4 protein-coding genes are annotated in these 2,112 nt (G+C 49.0%); all 4 read right to left on the bottom strand.

What is annotated here, in order from left to right; all coding sequences use genetic code 11:
- Positions 1-99: 99 nt before the first annotated feature.
- The 4 genes from PsAD5_RS28525 to PsAD5_RS14380 all read right to left on the bottom strand — a co-directional run bounded on the left by PsAD5_RS28525 (position 100) and on the right by PsAD5_RS14380 (position 2,023).
- Positions 100-654, bottom strand: a complete 555-nt coding sequence (locus PsAD5_RS28525) for a tyrosine-type recombinase/integrase (protein ID WP_206599740.1) — start codon at positions 652-654, stop codon at positions 100-102.
- A 59-nt stretch (positions 655-713) separates the two neighbouring features.
- Positions 714-1,211 (bottom strand): hypothetical protein, encoded by a 498-nt coding sequence (locus tag PsAD5_RS28530; protein ID WP_206599741.1) that lies wholly within the window; start codon positions 1,209-1,211, stop codon positions 714-716.
- Between the two features lies 1 nt (position 1,212).
- Positions 1,213-1,452 (bottom strand): hypothetical protein, encoded by a 240-nt coding sequence (locus tag PsAD5_RS14375; RefSeq protein WP_208609212.1) that lies wholly within the window; start codon positions 1,450-1,452, stop codon positions 1,213-1,215.
- Positions 1,453-1,531: 79 nt separating this feature from the next.
- A complete protein-coding gene (locus PsAD5_RS14380; RefSeq protein WP_063292623.1) occupies positions 1,532-2,023 on the bottom strand; it encodes a MerR family transcriptional regulator in 492 nt (163 codons plus the stop codon).
- Between the last annotated feature and the right edge of the window lie 89 nt (positions 2,024-2,112).

The following is a 2,112-nucleotide window of genomic DNA, read 5'->3' on the forward strand; positions in this document are numbered from 1 at the left end:
GGATTGAAAATCCGCGTGTCGGTGGTTCGAATCCGCCTCCGGGCACCACTTATCTTGTTGAAATTACTAGATAATAAACTGAGTATTCGCTCAGCTTTCTCAAGGTTTGACACTTTTTTTTGGTGAGGTTTGACACTTTTGCTCTATCCGCTTGCTGAACTCTTTCCCTCGCAGTGTGATTTCCTTCTCAAATCGGACAGCAATATCCAACATGTTTTTCCGTAAATCAGCCCCTTTTGCATAAAGCCGCGCCATGGCTTCGCTCTCATGCCCAAGCGCAGCAGCAAGATCTCTGTCGTTCAGTCCAATCTCCCGCAAAATAGTTGCCACCGTATGCCGCAGACCATAAAGAGTAAGGCCTGGCTCAATCAGGTTCTGTTTCTCAAGTTGGATGCGCAGTTTGCGCCATGATGCTCTGAACCCCGAGACAGTCCATGGTTGCCCTCTGGAGTTTGCACAAAGCGTTGGCACTTTGTGATTTGGCGCATCTTCAAGAGTTGCTTTCAAAGGTGCAATGACAGGCCAAAAGACCGGAGCCCCTGTTTTGGCGCGCCGTGTTGAGATGAATCCATTTTGATATTGCTGCTTGGAAAGCGTGAGTGCATCTTGCGGACCAAGCCCCGTATACATCATCAAGGTAAGGGCAGGGACCATTTGAGGAGGGGCATGTTTTAAAACGATCCTGCGCTCGTCATCTGTCCAGGGCCTGTTAGCTATTGGAGCGTTCTTAGGTTTGCGAATGGATTTAACCCCAAGAGCAGGGTTTCTTTGACGAACCCACGTTCTTTGCCCCAAGAAAACAGAACAGAGAGCACTTGTTTTACATAGTTTGCAAAACGCCGCTTACGCTGCTCCTCTGTCTTGTCTCTGAGTTTGACAATGAAGGGTGAGGTAAAGCGAGTGAGGGGTGTGTTGTTGATTGGCGCTAGATAATCAAAGACCTTCTGGTAATCCGCCTTGGTGCGCTCAGCCAACTCAAGAAAGGTAGAGCTGGCGCGATACTTGTCAATCAGATTGCCGAGCGTGCCCGGCCTGCTGGTATCAGCCACTGACATCAAGTTTGTTAGTCGCTCGCATTCTGCCAGAAAGGCAGCACTGCCGATTGGCGCTTTTTCCAGATTGATCGGCTCACCAGTCTTGCGATGATAACACCGCAGCTTGCCATGCTGGTCATTGAAGATTTTGAAGCCTTTAACCCGGATTATCGTCATATCAGGCTCCCAGCTGATTGAGGAGATCATCATCTGATGGACGGCTGTCTTCCTTTAAGCCTTCAATCCAGCGATCCAGATCCTTGACGTCCCAGACCTTGCGCCCTCCAGGAAGAAGAACAGCGGGAACCGGACAATTGGCCAGGAAGCTGGTTGCACTTAGACCACAATAGGAAGCCGCATCGGCTCTCTTCAGCATGCGATACGGCTGGATACTCAAGTTCAACTGCGCTCTCGCCATATCGATCCCCTCTTGATCTTTAGGCTATAGATGTTTTGATGCCGATAGCATGGGCCTGTGATTTAATGAGCTAAAGCGGTTATTCGCTCTCCTCACAAACCTTGGTGCAAGATACGAGCACTTTCAAAAACAAAGCTCCGCAATCGACAATATGATAGGCAGGCTGACGTTTTGAGCTTCGCATAATCTGAGTGATCGCCTCCAGAAGCTCTTCCAGTCCGACATGCATCTCTATTTGAATATTTTCCTCATCCATTGCATTGTTGCAAAGGCAGAAAACACTACTTTCTGTGCCAAGAATACCAGACCATTTGTTGGCGAGTTGCTGTGAGACAGTCCCGGCAATCAGCTCTGCAATCGTATTTGTGCAGTGAGAGCGTACCATGTTGTGGTAGGTGGCAACGGCCATCAGATCATTAAAGGTATATCGGGTCCAGCCTTGGCGCTCGCCCTCAAGCACCAACTGCTTCCGCCGCCTCAAGACCCGCAACGTCTCAATATTCATCCCAACGATCTTGGCAACTTCGGACGCCGTATATGTACGGTTGTAAGTGTCACTATTCCCAGTCATGCTCGACTCACTCTCGAAATTGGGTCAAGTGAAACGAAAAATATCTTCTAACTGATTGGTTTAGATGAAGTGTTGTGCGTTGGGTGTTA

Origin of the sequence: Pseudovibrio sp. Ad5, assembly GCF_001623095.1 — a bacterium.
In the GTDB taxonomy this organism is placed as follows: Bacteria; Pseudomonadota; Alphaproteobacteria; order Rhizobiales; family Stappiaceae; genus Pseudovibrio.